18 protein-coding genes are annotated in these 17,342 nt (G+C 71.8%); 10 read left to right on the forward strand and 8 right to left on the reverse strand.

Going from position 1 to position 17,342, the window contains the following annotated elements; genetic code table 11:
* The first annotated feature begins 199 nt into the window (after positions 1–199).
* The 4 genes from CU044_RS33720 to CU044_RS33735 all read left to right on the forward strand — a co-directional run bounded on the left by CU044_RS33720 (position 200) and on the right by CU044_RS33735 (position 3,684).
* Positions 200–982 carry an SDR family oxidoreductase gene (locus CU044_RS33720; protein WP_129772555.1) on the forward strand — a complete coding sequence of 261 codons (783 nt, stop codon included), beginning with the start codon at positions 200–202 and terminating at the stop codon, positions 980–982.
* A gap of 196 nt (positions 983–1,178) precedes the next feature.
* A complete protein-coding gene (locus CU044_RS33725) occupies positions 1,179–1,772 on the forward strand; it encodes a TetR/AcrR family transcriptional regulator (protein ID WP_129772556.1) in 594 nt (197 codons plus the stop codon).
* A 177-nt stretch (positions 1,773–1,949) separates the two neighbouring features.
* Positions 1,950–2,540 carry a hypothetical protein gene (locus tag CU044_RS33730; RefSeq protein ID WP_129772557.1) on the forward strand — a complete coding sequence of 197 codons (591 nt, stop codon included), beginning with the start codon at positions 1,950–1,952 and terminating at the stop codon, positions 2,538–2,540.
* 304 nt (positions 2,541–2,844) lie between these two features.
* Complete coding sequence (locus CU044_RS33735) at positions 2,845–3,684, forward strand: LuxR C-terminal-related transcriptional regulator (RefSeq protein ID WP_129772558.1); 840 nt, start codon at positions 2,845–2,847, stop codon at positions 3,682–3,684.
* A gap of 103 nt (positions 3,685–3,787) precedes the next feature.
* Here CU044_RS33735 and CU044_RS33740 read toward each other — a convergent pair whose 3' ends face one another.
* The 6 genes from CU044_RS33740 to CU044_RS33765 all read right to left on the reverse strand — a co-directional run bounded on the left by CU044_RS33740 (position 3,788) and on the right by CU044_RS33765 (position 8,543).
* Positions 3,788–5,020 carry an acyl-CoA dehydrogenase family protein gene (locus tag CU044_RS33740; RefSeq protein WP_129772559.1) on the reverse strand — a complete coding sequence of 411 codons (1,233 nt, stop codon included), beginning with the start codon at positions 5,018–5,020 and terminating at the stop codon, positions 3,788–3,790.
* Between the two features lie 9 nt (positions 5,021–5,029).
* Positions 5,030–6,061, reverse strand: coding sequence for a phosphotransferase family protein (locus tag CU044_RS33745; protein ID WP_129772560.1), 1,032 nt, complete (start codon positions 6,059–6,061; stop codon positions 5,030–5,032).
* Between the two features lie 136 nt (positions 6,062–6,197).
* Positions 6,198–7,109 (reverse strand): MBL fold metallo-hydrolase, encoded by a 912-nt coding sequence (locus tag CU044_RS33750; protein WP_129772561.1) that lies wholly within the window; start codon positions 7,107–7,109, stop codon positions 6,198–6,200.
* 132 nt (positions 7,110–7,241) lie between these two features.
* A complete protein-coding gene (locus tag CU044_RS33755) occupies positions 7,242–7,610 on the reverse strand; it encodes a DUF202 domain-containing protein (protein ID WP_129772562.1) in 369 nt (122 codons plus the stop codon).
* The gene (locus CU044_RS33760) at positions 7,610–8,002 is read right to left on the reverse strand and encodes a DUF202 domain-containing protein (protein WP_129772563.1); all 393 of its coding nucleotides are present in this window, start codon (positions 8,000–8,002) and stop codon (positions 7,610–7,612) included. Before CU044_RS33760 ends, CU044_RS33755 begins: the two co-directional genes overlap by 1 nt.
* A gap of 10 nt (positions 8,003–8,012) precedes the next feature.
* Positions 8,013–8,543: an NUDIX domain-containing protein gene (locus CU044_RS33765; RefSeq protein ID WP_129772564.1), complete on the reverse strand. Its 531-nt coding sequence runs from the start codon at positions 8,541–8,543 to the stop codon at positions 8,013–8,015.
* Between the two features lie 92 nt (positions 8,544–8,635).
* On the opposite strand from CU044_RS33765, the gene CU044_RS33770 reads away from it, so the two are divergent.
* The 5 genes from CU044_RS33770 (at position 8,636) to CU044_RS33790 (ending at position 14,503) form a co-directional block, all read left to right on the forward strand.
* Entirely contained in the window at positions 8,636–10,294 is a 1,659-nt protein-coding gene (locus CU044_RS33770; RefSeq protein WP_129772565.1) for an FAD-binding dehydrogenase, read from the forward strand.
* Positions 10,295–10,467: 173 nt separating this feature from the next.
* Positions 10,468–11,430 (forward strand): hypothetical protein, encoded by a 963-nt coding sequence (locus CU044_RS33775; RefSeq protein ID WP_129772566.1) that lies wholly within the window; start codon positions 10,468–10,470, stop codon positions 11,428–11,430.
* A 34-nt stretch (positions 11,431–11,464) separates the two neighbouring features.
* A complete protein-coding gene (locus CU044_RS33780; RefSeq protein WP_129772567.1) occupies positions 11,465–13,012 on the forward strand; it encodes an APC family permease in 1,548 nt (515 codons plus the stop codon).
* A gap of 194 nt (positions 13,013–13,206) precedes the next feature.
* Positions 13,207–13,872, forward strand: coding sequence for a molybdopterin-dependent oxidoreductase (locus CU044_RS33785; protein WP_129772830.1), 666 nt, complete (start codon positions 13,207–13,209; stop codon positions 13,870–13,872).
* Entirely contained in the window at positions 13,814–14,503 is a 690-nt protein-coding gene (locus CU044_RS33790; RefSeq protein ID WP_193564136.1) for a cytochrome b/b6 domain-containing protein, read from the forward strand. The genes CU044_RS33785 and CU044_RS33790 overlap by 59 nt, the downstream gene beginning before the upstream one ends.
* A 26-nt stretch (positions 14,504–14,529) precedes the next feature.
* On the opposite strand, the gene CU044_RS33795 is transcribed toward CU044_RS33790, so the two are convergent.
* Both CU044_RS33795 and CU044_RS33800 read right to left on the reverse strand, forming a co-directional pair.
* Positions 14,530–15,927: a gluconate:H+ symporter gene (locus CU044_RS33795; RefSeq protein ID WP_129772568.1), complete on the reverse strand. Its 1,398-nt coding sequence runs from the start codon at positions 15,925–15,927 to the stop codon at positions 14,530–14,532.
* A gap of 20 nt (positions 15,928–15,947) precedes the next feature.
* A complete protein-coding gene (locus CU044_RS33800; protein WP_129772569.1) occupies positions 15,948–16,457 on the reverse strand; it encodes a gluconokinase in 510 nt (169 codons plus the stop codon).
* 154 nt (positions 16,458–16,611) lie between these two features.
* Here CU044_RS33800 and CU044_RS33805 point away from each other — a divergent pair, with 154 nt between their 5' ends.
* On the forward strand, positions 16,612–17,319 hold the full coding sequence (locus CU044_RS33805) for an FCD domain-containing protein (protein ID WP_129772570.1): 708 nt from the start codon (positions 16,612–16,614) through the stop codon (positions 17,317–17,319).
* The last annotated feature ends 23 nt before the right edge of the window (positions 17,320–17,342 follow it).

Here is a 17,342-nt window from a genome sequence, read left to right on the forward strand (position 1 = left end):
GTCTGCCATGGCCACGCACGCTAGCGCTCCGGGCAGCCGCACGGAACGAGTCCGACCGCACGTCGCGCCGCCGCCCCGCGCCGTTCCTCCCCTTCCGCCGCCACATACCGACCGGTTAGTCTGTCGGGGGCGACGAGGTCGCCGAGAGCGCCGACGAGGCCGTCGGCGAGGAACCGGAACGCCGGAAAGGCAGGTCCCGATGAGTTCGGTGCACGGTGCGGGGGTTGTGGTGACAGGAGCCGGCGGCGGCATCGGCGCCGCGCTGGCCCGCCGGTTCGCCGCCGAAGGCGCCCGGGTGGTGGTCAACGACCTCGACGCGGAGAAGGCCACGTCCGTCGCCGCGGAGATCGCCGCCGTCGCGGTCCCCGGCGACGCCTCCCTGATCGTGGACGACGCCCGCGAGGCGCTCGGCGGCACCGTCGACATCTACTGCGCCAACGCCGGACTCGGCTCCGCCGGTGACGCGCTCTCCGGCGAGGACGTCTGGTCGTCAGCCTGGGACGTCAACGTCATGGCGCACGTACGGGCCAGCAGGGCGCTGCTGCCGGACTGGCTGGAGCGCGGGAGCGGCAGGTTCGTCTCGACCGTCTCCGCCGCCGGACTGCTCACCATGATCGGCGCGGCCCCGTACAGCGTCACCAAGCACGGCGCGCTGGCCTACGCGGAGTGGCTCTCGCTGACATACCGGCACCGCGGGCTCAAGGTGCACGCCATCTGTCCGCAGGGTGTGCGTACGGACATGCTCGCCGCGACCGGAACCGCCGGCGACCTCGTGCTCACCCCCACCGCCATCGAGCCGCCCGCCGTGGCCGACGCGCTGTTCACGGCGATGGCGGAGGACCGGTTCCTCGTCCTGCCGCATCCCGAGGTGGCGGGCTTCTACCAGGCGCGCGCCGGTGACCCCGACCGCTGGCTCGCCACGATGAACCGCGTCCAGCAGAAGTGGGAAGCGATCGGACCGGGCGAGTCCGCGGCGCGGTGACCGGGCAGGTCCGCGCGTACGGCGGTCCCGGGACCGCGGCGCCGCGGTCCTGCCCGAGCCACCCGGGACGACGGATGGGAAGATCCTCGGGCGGGAGCCGCGTTCCCCGTCGTGAGCGTCACCGTGGGCGCCGCGGACCGGGGGCGGCACAGGGACGGCACGGGGACGGCACGGAGCGAAAGGCAGGTGACGGCAGATGGCCAGAACGACGGACGGGGACGGCACCCCCGTTCCCCAGCGACTGCTGGCCGCCGCCACCCGGCTCTTCGCCGAGCGCGGCTACGACCGCACCTCGGTCCAGGAGATCGTCGAGGCGGCGGGCGTCACCAAGGGCGCGCTCTACCACTACTTCGGCTCCAAGGAGGACCTGCTCCAGGAGGTCTACGCCCGCGTCCTCCGCCTCCAGCAGGAACGTCTCGACGCCTACGCGGACGCGGACGAGCCGGTGGAACGGCGCCTGCGGGCCGCCGCCGCCGACGTGGTCGTGACGACGATCGACAACCTGGACGACGCCGCGATCTTCTTCCGCTCCATGCACCATCTGAGCCCGGAGAAGAACAAGCAGGTACGGGCGGAACGCCGCCGCTATCACGAGCGGTTCCGCGCGCTGATCGAGGAGGGCCAGCGGAGCGGGGTCTTCTCCACCGCGACCCCGGCCGATCTGGTGGTGGACTACCACTTCGGCTCGGTCCACCATCTCTCGACCTGGTACCGCCCGGACGGTCCGCTCGCCCCGCAGCAGGTCGCGGACCACCTCGCGGATCTGCTGCTGCGGGCGCTGCGCCCCTAAAGCGTGTTGCGAAAGCCTCCCCGCCCAACTCCCCCCGCACCGGCGGTGGTTGCACCCCCATACGTACTTGTACGCATTGCGGGCGATCCGCACCCTGGTCACTATGAGTGTCGTTCGGTCTACGGAACGTGAAGCATTCCGCGTACCTGACCACTCGTACCTGACTCAGGGGGATCAATGAACAAGATCCGCACGTTCATGCTGAGGGCCACGGTCGGCGTCTTCGCCGCCGGCGCGCTCGCGGCCGGACTGATGACGGCCCCGACCGCAGGGGCGCACACCGCTCAGGACGGCGGCCGTCAGGCGGTCACCGCACAGACGCCGTTCGCCGCACAGACGCAACGGGCCGGGCTGACACCCGCCCAGGCGGGCGAGCTCCAGGGCCGGGTCGACGGCTATCTGGCCGAAGAGCCGGGCAGCAGGCAGGTCTCCGCCAACAGGATCGCGACCCGGGGCGGCGACCTCGTCGTCGCCGCTCCCGGCCAGCGGTACGCCCGCGACCTGGCCGGGCCGGGAGCGAGCGGCCGGGCGCCCGCCGCCTGCGCGTACGGACACCTCTGTCTCTACAGGCCCGGCGACTCACGTGACTACTACCGGTGCGGGACGTACAGCCTCCCCTGGGTCGGGGACGGCACGTTCAACAACAACCAGACCCGCGGCACCACCGCGAGGTTCCTGAACTCCGACCGCAGCATCCGCTGGACCTCCAGGGCGCCCCAGACCGGCACGGCCACCTGGACGGGGGTCTTCTACGTCGTGCCCTGCTGACGGCCTGACGGCCGGTGGCTCCCGTGGCGTGAAGGCCGGACGGAGCGACGGCCCGAAGGCGTGACGGGCCGGAGGGCGCCGGTGGAGTTGCCGTGGCCGCGGCATCTCCACCGGCGGGCACCCCCCTCGGCCCAGGGCTCCCGGGGCGGCGGCTGTGCGCGAGTCCCCGGGAGCCCGCTGTTGTGACGCCGGTCCACCCTCGACCGATCTACCCATCGGGCGGCGGATACGGCAGTATGAACACGGAGAGTATCGGTATCGGTGCGTACGGCCATCACCGGCCGTCGGGGGTGCGGGGGTGTCGATGGGGTCTGTCCTGTGGCGTGACTACGCCCATATGCTCGGTCTGGCCGTCGCGGTTCTGGAACACCCGGACCCGGAGCCCGCCTGGTCCTCGGTCCTCGCCGAACTGGCCCGGGGCATGCACGCGTCGGCCGTCTCGCTCTCCCAGGCCAGCTACGCGAAGCGGACCGGCCGTGTGGTGGCGTGGAAGTCCGCGCACGCGCTTACGCAGGACTATCTGGACGGACTGACCACCCGCCAGCTCCGCGCGGACAACCCCCTCGTGGCCCACTACACCTCCGCCCGCGACCACACCCCGCTGTCCGCGAGCCAGATCATGGGGGAGCGCTCCTGGCTGCGCAGCCGGAGCCACCGCCTGGCCCGGCAGACCCTCGGCGCCCATATGCTCGGGATTCCGCTGCCCGCCCCTGCCGGGGTCGCCAGGGGCTTCGTACTGCACCACGCGCAGGACGACTTCACGGCCGAGGAGCTGGCGTACGCCCGCCGCGTCCAGCCCCTTCTGGTCAGCATCGACTGCCACTACAGCGCCCTCGCGCGCTGGCGCGCCGCCGCCACCCGCGCCGCTCCCTCCTGCCGCGCCCCGTCCCGTGTCGCCTCCGTCACCGACCCGGTCGAGCGGGCGGCGGAGGCGGGGCTCACGCCGCGTCAGCTCACCGTCCTCACCCTGCTCGCGCAGGCCATGCCCGCCACGGCGATCGCCCGCCGGCTGCACATCTCGCCGCGCACCGTCCACAAACACATCGAGGGGATCTACCGCAGGCTGGGCACCTGCGACCGGCTCTCCGCTGTCATGCGCGCCCAGTCCCTCGGCCTGCTCCCCCCACCGTCGCCGGACCCCTGAGAGTCCTGAGGGTTCCGAGGTCCTGAGGTCCTGAGGGTCCCGAGACCCTCGGGCCCGCGCCGGACGCACTCGTCCAGGTCCTGTCCCGGGCGCCTCGGCGGGCTCAGAGGTACTTCTTCAGCTCCCGCCGTGCCAGCGACCGCTGATGCACCTCGTCGGGACCGTCCGCCAGCCGCAAGGTCCGCGCCGCGGCCCACAGTTCGGCCAGCGGGAAGTCCTGGCTGACCCCGCCCGCGCCATGCAGCTGGACGGCCGAGTCGATGATGCCGACGACCGCGCGCGGGGTGGCGATCTTGATGGCCTGGATCTCGGTGTGCGCGCCCCGGTTGCCGACCGTGTCCATCAGCCAGGCCGTCTTGAGTACGAGCAGCCGCAGCTGCTCGACCGTCACCCGGGCGTCCGCGATCCAGTTCTGGACGACGCCCTGCTGGGCGATCGGCTTTCCGAACGCCGTACGGGACACGGCCCTGCGGCACATCAGCTCGATCGCCCGCTCGGCCATCCCGATCAGCCGCATGCAGTGGTGGATCCGGCCGGGGCCGAGCCGGGCCTGCGCGATCGCGAAACCGCCGCCCTCCTCGCCGACGAGATGCGAGGCGGGCACCCGCACGTTGTCGAACACCACCTCGGCATGGCCGCCGTGGTAGTGGTCCTCGTACCCGTACACCCGCATGGCGCGGCGGACTTCGAGCCCCGGGGTGTCGCGCGGGACCAGGATCATCGACTGCTGGCGGCGGATGTCCTCGCCGTCCGGGTCGGTCTTGCCCATCACGATGAAGATCGCGCAGTCCGGGTTCATCGCCCCGGAGATGTACCACTTGCGGCCGTTGATGACGTAGTCGTCGCCGTCCCGCCGGATCAGCGTCTGGATGTTCGTCGCGTCCGACGAGGCCACGTCGGGTTCGGTCATGGCGAACGCCGACCGGATCTCGCCCGCGAGCAGCGGCTCCAGCCACTGTTTCCGCTGTTCGGGGGTGCCGAACTGGGCGAGCACCTCCATGTTCCCGGTGTCGGGCGCGGCGCAGTTCAGCGCGGTGGGGGCCAGCTGCGGGGAGCGTCCGGTGATCTCGGCGAGCGGCGCGTACTGGAGATTGGTCAGCCCGGCGCCGTACTCCGTGCCCGGCGCGCCGTGCTCGTCCACGAAGAAGAGATTCCACAGGCCCTGGGCGCGCGCCTCCGCCTTGAGGTCCTCGACGACCGCCGGGGTGTCCCAGGGATCGGCCAGCAGGGACCGCTGCTCCTCCGCCACCGCCTCGGCGGGCAGGACATACGCGTCCATGAAGGCGAGCAGCCTGGCCCGCAGCTCTTCGGTGCGGGCGTCGAATGCGAAGTCCATGAGGGGTACTCAGCCTTCCTGGAGGGTGGTGAGGCCGTGCCGGATGAAGACGGGTACGAGAGCGCCGATCCGGTCGAAGCCGGGTCCCACGGTCTGTCCCAGGGTGTAGCGGTAGTGGATGCCCTCCAGGATCACGGCGAGCTTGAACCAGGCGAACGCCGTGTACCAGGAGATCGCCGAGGTGTCCCGGCCCGAGCCCGCGGCGTACCGCTCGATCAGCTCGGCGGGCGCGGGATGGCCCGCCGCCCCGGCCGTCGTACTGATCGGGGACCCCGTCAGCTCCAGCCGCGCGCTGTACATCACCAGCAGCCCCAGGTCGGTGAGCGGATCGCCGAGCGTGGACATCTCCCAGTCCAGTACGGCCTTGATCCGGTCGTCCTCACCGATCAGGACATTGTCGAGCCGGTAGTCGCCGTGGACCACGGTGGGCGCGGGGGAGACGGGCAGCGACCGGCCGAGGGCCGCGTGCAGCTCGTCGATACCGGCCAGCTCACGGGCGCGGGAGGCGTCGAGCTGCGTGCCCCAGCGGCGCAGCTGCCGGCCGAGGAAGCCGTCGGGGCGGCCGAAGTCGCCCAGCCCGACCGCCGCCGGATCGACGGCGTGCAGCTCGACGAGCGTGTCGACCAGCGCCAGAACGGCGGCGCGGGTGCGCTCGGGTCCGAGCGGGGCCAGTTGTTCGGCCGTACGGTACGGCGTGCCCGCCACGTACTCCATCACGTAGAAGGGGGCGCCGAGCACGGACTCGTCCTCGCAGAGCAGCAGCGGTTCCGGCACCGGCACGGCCGTCGGGTGCAGTGCCTCGATCACGCGGTACTCGCGCCTCATGTCGTGCGCGGTGGCCAGCACATGACCGAGCGGGGGCCTGCGGACCACCCAGCGGCGGGCCGGATCGGCGGAATCGGTGACGGTGTACGTCAGATTCGACCGGCCGCCCTCGATCAGCCGTACGCCGAGCGGTCCGCTCACCAGGCCGGGAAGCGCGCGGTCGAGATGGCCGCGCAGCTGCTCGGGATCGAGTCCTGGCGGGGGGACTGGGCTCATCGTGCGTACCTCCGTGGGCGGTCGTGACCGATACTGAGGACTCATGATGCCGACCAGTCGGTATGTCGTCCAGTGCGTGGCCCCGGCCGGCCGGTGCCGGGGGCCAGGACCGGCCGGTCATGGCAGGCCGGACCGGTCAGGCGTGGCAGGCCGGGATCGCGCCGCCGTTCATCGTGGCCATGTCGGTGGCCACGGCGACCAGGGCCAGCGGCGAACCCTCGGGCAGCCCGTCCAGCTCGGCGTACGCCCGGTGCAGATTGACCACCAGCCGCTCGCTCTCCCGCAGCGCGGCGAACTTCCCGAGATCGGCCGTCCGCGCCGTCTCCAGCGGGGTGAGGCCCTTGGTGTGGCCCTCCAGAGCCAGCTCGGACACGTACCGCAGATACTCCTCCGTCGCGTCGAACACGGACGGGTCGGTGACCGGACCGTGCCCCGGTACGACGACGCTCGCGTCGAGCGAGCGCAGCAGATCCAGCGCCCGCAGGGATCCGCGCAGCGAGCCCGCCAGGATGAACGGTGTACCGCCCTGGAAGACCAGATCGCCGGTGAAGACGATGCCGCGTTCCGGCAGGTGCACGATCGAGTCGCCCCGGGTGTGCGCCACGCCCGGGTGGATCACCCGCGCCACGGTCCCTCCCACGTGGAGGGTCAGCCGGTCGTGGTACGTCACGGCCGGGAGAGTGATCGGGATGTCGCCGAAGTCCGTCTCCGGCCAGATCAGCCGGAGTTCATGGCCGGCGGCCGACTGCTCGTCGCGACAGGTGTCATGGCCGATGACGGTGGCCTCGGGCACGAACTGGGCGTTGCCGTAGGTGTGATCGCCGTGGAAGTGCGTATTGACGAGGGTCCGGGGAAGGGGGGCGCCGGTCGTCCGGATCGCCTCCCGCAGCAGCAGCGCGCGGTGCTCGGTGGCGGCGGTGTCGATGAGAAGCGTCGTCTCCCCGTCGCTGACGAACCCGGCGTTGTTGAGACACCAGCCGCCGTCCGGCTGGACGTAGGCATGCACATCGGGTGCCAGTCGGACGAGATACGGATCGGTGGCAGGCATCGGACCTCTTGGTTCACGAGTGAACGGACGTGCCGTTCGCGAGTGAACGGACGGGGCGATCCTGCCAGTTGACGACATCCCCGGGGACGCCGCCGTGGCGTCGTGCCCGTTTGATGCCTCCCGGCACCGCCGTCAGGCCAGCACCCCCACCGCGAACAGGGCCAGCAGGATCGTGCAGCCCGCCGCGGCGATCGCCGCGCGCGACGGAAGCGGCCCCGGCGCGGCGGCGGCCAGCGCCAGTGTGCGGCGGTGTGCCACCACCAGAAAGGCCAGCCAGACCAGGGCGCTGAGCGCGGCGCCGGCCAGTCCGGCCGCCGTGGCGCCGCCATGGATCGCCTGCCGGGCCGCGAGCACGGCGACCACCGTGCAGGAGAGCGTCGTACGCCGCCAGGCCAGCCGGGTCCGCTCGGGCTGGAGCCCCGGATCCCTGACCGGCGCGCCGCCCCCGTCCGCGCCCCCGCCTCCGTCCCTCCTGCCCGCGCCCCCGGCCGGTGCGGTCATCAGCCGGCCCACCCCAGCACCACGATGACGAGCATCGCGACGGCGACCAGCCCCACCGCCAGACTCAGCAGCGTCGGAAAGGCGGAGACGGGCAGATCCTCCTTGCGCCGCATCGCCCGCTCGCACCGCACCCAGTGATTCACCGCGCGCAGCGCGCACAGCGCGCCCGCCGCGAGCAGCGCCACCGCGAGCCCGACCCGCACGCCCCAGCGCAGGTCCGGCAGGAACTGATCGACCGCGAACCCGCCGCCCACCAGTGCGAGCGCCGTACGGATCCAGGCCAGGAAGGTGCGCTCGTTGGCGAGCGAGAAACGGTAGTCGGGGGTTTCGCCCTCCTCGGCGACGCGCCCGGGTGCGAACCACAGCCGCAGGCCGCGCAGAAAGTCGTTCACGTGCCGCACCCTACGCGCGGAGCGCGCGGAGCCGCTCGTACGCCGCGAGGCCGTCCGGTGCCCACTCCCAGCCGTCCGGACCAGGACCGACCCGGCGCTCCAGCTCCGGCTCCGGGAGGAAGTCGTACCAGGCGACCTCCGCCGCCTGCGGCCGCACCGGCAGCGTGCAGCGCACCTCGTACACCCGCGACCACCAGCTCCCGGCCACGGGCCCGCCGGCGGACTCGTACAGGAACGTGAACAGCGGTACGGGCCGGGGCAGCCCCGACACACCCAGCTCCTCCTCGGCCTCCCGCAGCGCCGCGTCGTCGTAGCTCTCGCCCGCGCCGACGACACCGCCCACGAACATGTCGTACAGCGAAGGGAAGACCAGTTTCACCGCCGTTCTGCGGTGGACGAAGACCCGGTCCCGCGCGTCCCGCGCGAGCACGAACACGGCGCGATGACGCAGGCCCCGCGCGTACACCTCGCCACGCGGCGCCCGCCCGACGACGTTGTCGTCCTCGTCGACGATGTCCAGGATCTCGTCAGCAGCGCTCATGAACACCATCCAACCAGTTGACGCGTTACTCGCGCGTACGGAAGATCGGACCACCCGGGCCCCACCGATCCCGCACGCGAAGGATGGCAGTCATGGCGTACGACGCTGATGTGATCGTGATCGGGGCGGGACTCGCGGGCCTGGTGGCCGCCGCCGAGCTGGTGGACGCGGGCCGCACCGTCATCGTCCTCGACCAGGAGCCCGAGCGGTCGATCGGCGGACAGGCGCACTGGTCCTTCGGCGGTCTGTTCCTCGTGGACTCGCCCGAGCAGCGCCGGATGCGGATCAAGGACAGCCGGGACCTGGCCCTCCAGGACTGGCTCGGTACGGCGGGGTTCGACCGCCCCGAGGACGACCACTGGCCGCGCAAGTGGGCCGAGGCGTACGTCGACTTCGCGGCGGGCGAGAAGCGGGCCTGGCTGCACGGGCAGGGCATGCGGTTCTTCCCGGTGGTCGGCTGGGCGGAGCGCGGCGGGTACGACGCGACCGGACACGGCAATTCCGTGCCGCGCTTCCACATCACCTGGGGCACCGGCCCCGGGGTGGTCGAGCCGTTCGAACGGCGGGTGCGCGCGGGGGTCGCGAAGGGGCTCGTGACGTTCCGTTTCCGCCACCGCGTCACCGGACTCGCCACCACCGCGGGCGTGGTGGACACCGTGAACGGCGAGATCCTGGAGCCGAGCGAGGCCGCGCGCGGCACCGCGAGCAGCCGTACGGCCACCGGTGCCTTCACGTTCAAGGCGCAGGCGGTGATCGTCACTTCGGGTGGCATAGGCGGCAATCACGAGCTGGTACGCGCCCAGTGGCCCGAGCGGCTCGGCACCCCGCCGCGCACGATGCTCTCCGGCGTCCCCGCGCATGTCGACGGACTGATGCTCGGCATCACGGAGGCGGTGGGCGCCCGGCACATCAACCGGGACCGGATGTGGCACTACACCGAGGGCATCCAGAACTGGAACCCGATCTGGGCCAGGCACGGCATCCGTATCCTGCCCGGCCCGTCCTCGCTCTGGCTGGACGCGCGCGGCCGGCGGCTGCCCGTACCGCTCTTCCCCGGCTTCGACACGCTCGGCACGCTGGAGCACATCATGCGCTCCGGATACGAGTACACCTGGTTCGTCCTCGACCAGCGCATCATCGGCAAGGAGTTCGCGCTCTCCGGGTCCGAGCAGAACCCCGATCTGACGGGGAAGTCCGTCCGCGGGGTGATCGGGCGGGCGCGCGCCGACGTCCCCGGGCCGGTGAAGGCGTTCATGGACAACGGCGCCGACTTCGTGGTGGAGAAAGACCTGGGCGCGCTGGTGCGCGGAATGAACGCCCTCACCGGGGACGGGCTGATCGACGAGGACGGGCTGCGCCGCGAGATCACCGCGCGCGACCGCGAGATCGCCAACCCCTTCACCAAGGACCTCCAGGTCATGGCGGTCCGGGGCGCCCGCAGGTATCTGGGCGACAAGCTGATCCGTACGGCCGCCCCGCACCGCCTGCTCGACCCGGCGGCGGGCCCGCTGATCGCCGTACGGCTGAACATCCTGACCCGTAAGTCGCTCGGCGGCCTGGAGACCGATCTGTCGTCCCGCGTCCTGACCTCGTCGGGCGCACCGCTGCCCGGTGTCTACGCGGCGGGCGAGGCGGCCGGCTTCGGCGGCGGCGGCGTCCACGGCTACCGCTCCCTGGAAGGAACGTTCCTCGGCGGCTGCGTCTTCTCGGGCCGTACGGCGGGCCGGGCGGCGGCGAAAGCGGTCCGGTAACGGCGGACGGCGCGCCGGGCAGGATGGCGCGGGCCGCAAAGAGGGACCAACGGTGCGGGACGGCGGGACAGTTGGCGCACTTCGCATCAAGACACCCCTTGACGGAAAGCGTTACCTACCGCTTGGCTGTCCGCGATCAACGCTCGTTCATGTGCCCTGGAGGATTCCCGCGGATGTCCCCGCCTCCGCCACCACCCCTGGGCCGCTCGCGAAGACGGGGCTCCCGCTCCGGCCAGTTCTTCGATCCGGCCCTTGACGACGCCCGACTCGGCGCCGTACGCGACCAACTGGCCCAGGGCCGCTGGTCCGAGGCGCGCACCCTGCTCGCCGAGACCGGCGACGACTGGGACCGGCGAGGCCACCGCGTCGTCGTCCTCGCACGAGCCTCCGGCGCCGCCGCCTGGACCCGCGACTGGCTCCTCGCAGAACCGGACAGCGCGGACGCGGCCACCCTGCTCGCCTGCGCCACGGTCGTCGGCGCACTGCGCGGCAAAGAGAAGGAACAGCGCGCGCGGGACGCCTGCCGCGAAGCCGTCCGACGGGCCCCGGCCGATCCCACCCCCTGGCTCGGACTCCTGCTGCTGGCCCGTACGCTCGGCACGGAGGACGAGACCTCACGGCTCTTCGACGAGGTCAGGACCCGGCACCCGGACCACCACCACGCACACCATCTGATGGCGGCACGGCTCGCGGAGCGCCATCCGGACGCCGGCCAGGACCCGTTGCACGAGGTGTACGACTTCGCGGCCTGGGCCGCGGAACAGGCCCCCGCCGACTCTCCGCTCGCCATCCTGCCCGTGGTCGCCCATGCCGAGCGCTACCGCGTCCTCGCCACGGCGGGACACGAGCCGCGCGACCCCGCGGCCTCCGGCCACTGGACCGGACGCCGCGCCCGGCAGGTGCTCAAGGTCGCTTTCGACTGGTGGCTGGAGTGGGAGGCCGAGGAGCATCCGCGCTCCCGGGTCGACCTCAACTTCCTCGCCCACGCGCAGTTCCACGACGGGCGGTTCGCCGAGGCCGCCGCGCTGTTCCAGCGGATCGGCCCGCACCACACCGCAGCCCCCTGGTCCTACCCCGACCGGGACCCCCGCTCAGCGTTCCTCGCCGCGCGCGCCGCCGCGCTCGGCTCCGCCTGAAGCACCACCGAATCCCGAAAGGACCACCCCTGTCATGTCGACGGGCAGACCGAGCACCAGCGAACCCAACGAGATCAACACGTACAAGGGACAGGAACGGGCACTGCGCGCCGGCCGGCTCGGCACGGTGGGCCTGCTGCTCTCCGTGCTCGCCGCGAGCGCGCCGATGCTCGTCGTCGCCGGCGTCATGCCGACGGTCTTCGGTGTCATGGGCATCGTCGGCCAGCCCCTGCTCTACGTGATTCTCGGCGTCGTCCTGGTGCTGTTCAGCTTCGGGTACGCGGAGATGAGCCGGCATGTGCACAACGCCGGAGCGTTCTACGCGTACATCGCCCGCGGTCTCGGCCCGACCGCGGGCGCCGGTGCCTCGCTCGTCGCCCTCGTCGCGTACAGCGCCATGCAGGTCGGCATCTACGGGATCCTCGGCTTCGAGGTCTCCGGGCTCTTCGCCACCTATCTCGACCTGACCGTGGCCTGGTGGATCCCGGCGCTCGCCGCCGCCGCGCTCGTCGGTCTGCTCGGCTGGCTGAAGATCGACCTCAACGCCAAGGTGCTCGGCGTCCTGCTGATCATCGAGTGCGCACTGGTCGTGATCTTCGACATCGCGTCCCTCGCCGAACCGGGCACGGAGGGCGTGTCCCTGGCCGCCTTCAACCCCGACACCCTCACCGGCGCGGGACTCGGGACCGCGCTCTGCTTCTGCATCGCCGCCTTCGTCGGCTTCGAACAGGCCCCCGTCTACGCCGAGGAGACGAGCCGGCCGCACGTCGTCGTCTCCCGTGTCATGTTCCTGGGCGTCGGCTACGCCGCGCTGTTCCTGGCCTTCAGCGCCTGGGCCGTGACTGTCGCGGCGGGGCCCGGCTCGGTCGTCGAAGCCGCGCGGGAGCAGGGGCCGGGACTGCTCTTCGGACTCACCGAGAGCCGGCTGGGCGCCACCTTCACCGACGTCCTCCACGTCCTGTTCGTGACCGGTATGTTCGCCGCGCTGCTCAGCTTCCACAATGTCGTCGCGCGCTACGCCTTCGCGATGGGCCGCGAGGGTCTGCTGCCCGCCGCCTTCGGCCGCACCCACACGTCCAGCGGCGCGCCCGCCTCGGGCTCCGTGCTCCAGTCCGCGGTCTCGGTCGCCGTCATCCTGGCCTTCGCCCTCACCGACGACAAGCCGGCCGGCGACCCGACGGCCCCGGTGCTCCACCTCTTCACCTGGATGGGCAACATCGGCGCGCTCGGGGTCATCGTGCTGATGGCCGCGGCCTCCTTCGCCGTCATCGTCTTCTTCGTACGGCGGGGAGCGGCGCGCCATCAGGCCGCGCGGCTGGTGGCCTCCGGGCTCGCGGGCATCGCGCTGCTGACCATCGCCGTCTACACCGTCAAGGACTTCGACATCCTCGTCGCGTCCGGGCCCGGCTCCGCGCTCAGCTGGGTGCTGCCGGGGATCATCGCCCTCGCGCTGATCGGCGGGCTGGTGTACGGGCTGGTGCTGCGCTCCGTCAAGCCGGAGGTGCACGCCCGTATCGGGCTCGGCAACGAGGCGTTCCAGCTGGAGAAGGCGGCCGAGTCGGAGACGAGGGCCGCGGTGTGACGGCCCCGCCGTGCCGCGGACCGCGGCGCGTTCCCGCGCACACCCGCGCACGCGCTTGAGCACGCTGCTGACGAAAGTATGACGAACACCCGCGGTCCCTGGCTTCACGGGGCCGCGGGTGTTCTCCTCGATACGTGACCCATCAACCACGAGAGCCCGAGGGCACGCCGGTAGGACGGCGCCTGGTGCTCTCCATGCTCGGCCTCGGCGCCGCCGGACTCGTCACGGCGCCGTACCTCCAGCGCGGTCTCGAAGCCTTCCTCGGCTCGGCCGCGGACAAGGACCCGACAGGTCTGACCGGACTCCTGCCCAACGGCGGCGGCTTCCGCTACTACTCGGTCACCGGCTCCGTACCCCGCAAGGGCCCGGACACCTACCGGCTGACGGTCGGCGGACTGGTCGACCGGCCCGCCACCTACACCCTCGACGCACTGCGCGCGCTGCCGCGGACCCGGGTCGTGCACGATGTGCAGTGCGTGACCGGCTGGCGCGTCCCGCACACCCCCTTCGAGGGCGTACGGCTCTCGCGGCTCCTCGACGCGGCCGGGGTACGGCCCGGTGCCAAAGCGGTCCGCTTCACCTGCTTCGACGGCGCGTACAGCGAGAGCCTCACCCTCCAGCAGGCCCGCCGCGCCGATGTGATGGTGGCGCTCAGGATGCGGGACGCCCCGATCGAGCACGCCCACGGCGGCCCGGTCCGGCTCTATGTGGCGCCGATGTACTTCTACAAGTCGGCGAAGTGGCTCTCCGGGATCTCCGTCACCTCCGACGTCAGGCCCGGCTACTGGGAGGAGCGCGGCTATGACGTCGACGCCTGGGTCGGCCGGTCCAACGGCCGAGGCGACACCCCCACCGTCTGAGCGCCCACCGTCCGAGCCCCCGGCCCCCGGCGCGGCCGGGCGGATACGGCGCTTCAGCCGGGCGGAGCGCTGGGTGCACCGCGTCACCGGCGCGCTGATGCTGCTGTGCGTGGCGACCGCGGCCTGTCTCTACGTACCCCGGCTCGCCGAACTCGTCGGCCGCCGCGCTCTCGTCGTCACGCTCCACGAGTGGTCGGGGCTGCTGCTGCCCGTACCCGTCCTGCTCGGCCTCGCCTCCCGGGCGCTGCGCGCCGATCTGCGCCGGCTCAACCGGTTCCTGCCGTACGACGCGGAGTGGCTGCGCGCGGTGCGGCGGCGCGACGCCCGTCCCGGGGCGCGGCCGGCGGGCAAGTTCAACGCGGGGCAGAAGCTCTACGCGGGGTGGATCGCGGGCGCCGTGCTGGTGATGCTCGGCACCGGCCTGCTCATGTGGTTCACCGGTCTCGCGCCGGTCCTGTGGCGCACGAGCGCCACGTTCGTCCACGACTGGCTCGCCCTGGCCATCGGCGTCGTGCTCGCCGGGCACATCGGGATGGCGTACGGCGATCCGCAGGCGCGGCGCGGGATGCGGACCGGGTCGGTGGACCGCGCGTGGGCGGAGCGGGAGCACCCCCGGTGGAAAGAGGAGTGACCCGCCCCGCCCGGGGCGTGTTGCGGCTACAACACCAGCGAGAGCAGCAGGACGAAGCCGAGCCCGACCACGGAGATGATGGTCTCCATCACCGACCAGGTCTTCAGCGTCTGGCCGACGCTCATCCCGAAGTACTCCTTCACCAGCCAGAACCCGGCGTCGTTCACATGGCTGAAGAAGAGCGAGCCCGCGCCGATCGCCAGCACCAGCAGCGCCGCGTGCGCCGTCGACATGTCCGCCGCGAGCGGCGCCACCAGTCCGGCCGCCGAGATCGTCGCCACGGTCGCCGAACCGGTCGCCAGCCGGATCGCCACCGCGATCAGCCAGGCCAGCAGCAGCGCGGGGATCGACCAGTCCTCGGAGATGTCCAGGACCATCTGGCCCACGCCCGAGTCGATCAGCGTCTGCTTGAAGCCACCGCCCGCGCCGACGATCATCAGCACGCCCGCGATCGGGGCGAGCGACTTCTCGACGGTCGAGGAGATCCGGCCCTTGGTGAACCCGGCCGCGCGGCCCAGCGTGAAGATGCCGACGAGTACGGCGGCGAGCAGCGCGATCAGCGGGGAGCCGACGACGTCCGCCACGCGCTGGACGGTGTTCTCCGGATCGTCCACGACGATGTCCACCAGCGCCTTGCCCAGCATCAGCACGACCGGCAGCAGCACGGTGGAGACGGTCGCGGCGAAGCTCGGCCGGGTCTCCAGGTCGTCCGAGGTGCGCTGCGGCACCATCGCGTCGGGGGCCGGGATGTCCACCCAGCGCGCCGCGTACCGGGAGAACAGCGGGCCCGCGATGATCACGGTCGGGATCGCGACGACCACACCGAGCGCCAGCGTCACACCGAGGTTGGCGCCGATGGCGTCGATCGCGACCAGCGGCCCGGGGTGCGGCGGTATCAGACCGTGCATCACGGAGAGCCCGGCCAGCGCCGGGATGCCGATCCGCATCAGGGAGTAGTTGCCGCGCTTGGCGACCAGCAGGACGACCGGGATCAGCAGCACGATGCCGACCTCGAAGAAGAGCGGCAGGCCGATCACCGAGGCGATCAGGACCATCGCCCAGGGCATGGCGCGCCCGCTCGCCCTGGCGAGGATCGTGTCGACGATCTGGTCGGCGCCGCCCGAGTCGGCGAGGAGCTTGCCGAGTATCGCGCCGAGCGCGATCAGTACGCCCACCCCCGCGACCGTGGAGCCGAGGCCGGCGGTGAAGCTGGTGATGACCTTGTCCAGCGGGGCACCCGCGAAGGCGCCGAGCGCCAGCGAGCCGAGGGTCAGGGCCAGAAAGGCATGGAGTTTGAAGACGGTGATGAGCAGGACGATGACGGCGATACCGGCGAGAACCGCTATGCCCAGCTGCGCGTTGCCCGCCGAGGTGATCGGTTCGGCTGCGTCCGCTGCCAGCGTCTCGACACTGAGACTGGTCACGGGAGTCACGGGAACTTCCTTCAGCTTTCGAGCCGGCGCAGCGCGGCGACGGCCCGGTCGGTGATTTCTTCTGGGGTGCCGGACACGTCGACGGCCACACCCGCTTCGTCCGCGCCCAGGTTCTCCAGGGCGGCGAACTGCGAGTCCAGCAGCGCGGTGGGCATGAAGTGCCCCTTGCGCTCCGACATCCGGGTTTCGATCAACGGCCGGTCGCCGGTGAGGTGGAGGAAGACGGCGCCCGGCGCGGCCGACCGCAGCCGGTCCCGGTAGGCGCGCTTGAGCGCGGAACTGCTCACCACACCGCCGAGCCCGGCCCTGCTGTGTGCCCAGGCTCCGATGGCGTCCAGCCAGGGCAGGCGGTCCGCGTCGTCGAGCGGGGTGCCGGCGGACATCTTCGCGATGTTCCCCGGCGGGTGGAAATCGTCGCCCTCGGCGTACGGGACGCCCAGTGCGTCGGCGAGCAGGGGGCCGACCGTGGTCTTGCCGGTTCCTGCCACGCCCATCACCACGACGACGTGGGGGGTGCTCATCGCATGCCTCGCTGTCTTCCTCGACATCGGCTTCAGTCCGTCCCTGGCATCGGGCCGTCGCGCTACTGAAACCTATTAGGTACGACTTATTCAAGAGGCTGTGATGTAAACGTCGTACTTAATCTTGGCGGGGTGTGCCCCGTAGGGTTGTCCCATGACCACTGAAGGTGAAGGCCGGGGCTTGCATACCCATGTGCTGGACACGCTCGGCCTCGCCATCACCGCGGGCGAGTACCCGCAGGGCAGTGTGGTGCGCACGGACGAGGTGGCCCAGCGCTTCGACGTCTCGCGCACCGTCGTCCGCGAGGTGGTCCGCGTCCTCGAATCCATGCATCTGGTGGAGTCCCGGCGCCGGGTGGGCGTGACCGTACGCCCCACCGAGGAGTGGAACGTCTACGATCCGCGCGTCATCCGCTGGCGCCTCGCCGGCTCCGACCGTCCCCGTCAGCTGCGCTCGCTGACCGTGCTGCGCTCGGCGGTCGAACCGGTCGCCGCGGGGCTCGCCGCCCGGCACGCCACGCCCGAGCAGTGCGCCGCTCTCACCGAGCAGGCCCTCGGCATGGTCGCCACCTCCCGGGGGCGGCGGCTGGAGGAGTACCTCGTCCATGACATCGCCTTCCACCGGGTGGTGCTGAACGCGTCGGGCAACGAGATGTTCGCCCGGCTCGGCGATGTGGTCGCCGAGGTCCTCACCGGACGTACGCACCACCAGGTGATGTTCGACGACCCTGACCCGGCCGCCGTGACCCTCCATGTCCAGGTCGCCGAAGCGGTACGGGAGGGCGACGCCGTGCGCGCCGAGGAACTCACCAGGGAAATCGCCGTCGGCGCCCTGGAGGAGCTGGACGTACTGGCGCCCTGACCGTGCGTACCTCCCCCGCACGC

This window comes from Streptomyces sp. L-9-10, assembly GCF_004151105.1.
Classification (GTDB): Bacteria; Actinomycetota; Actinomycetes; order Streptomycetales; family Streptomycetaceae; genus Streptomyces.